The 246-nt window shown below is 65.4% G+C and carries 1 protein-coding gene; it reads right to left on the reverse strand.

The genetic code is table 11. The annotated features are described in order from the left end of the window. Positions 1–210, reverse strand: a 210-nt coding sequence (locus ACPYOG_RS20275; protein ID WP_481295881.1) for a TetR/AcrR family transcriptional regulator, incomplete at its 3' end; no start/stop codon positions are given. Positions 211–246: the final 36 nt, after the last annotated feature.

The raw sequence follows: 246 nt of genomic DNA on the forward strand, positions 1-246 counted from the left end.
CGCTTCCGGGGGAATCAACGCGGCCAGATAGCCGGGGACGTTGCGCCACAACGCAGCCGCGAGCAGCTCTTCCTTCCTTCCGAACAGCTGGTACATCGACTTCTGGGACACGCCCGCCGCCTGACACAGCGCATCCACGCACACACTGACGCCGTGCTTGTAGAAGAGCCGCGCCGCCGCGTCCAGCAGCCGCTCGCGCGTTGGTGACACAGCGATCGTCGCGGCAGATGACGAAGTGTCCATGAC

It is taken from the genome of Leifsonia sp. HAY1-4F (genome assembly GCF_056755275.1).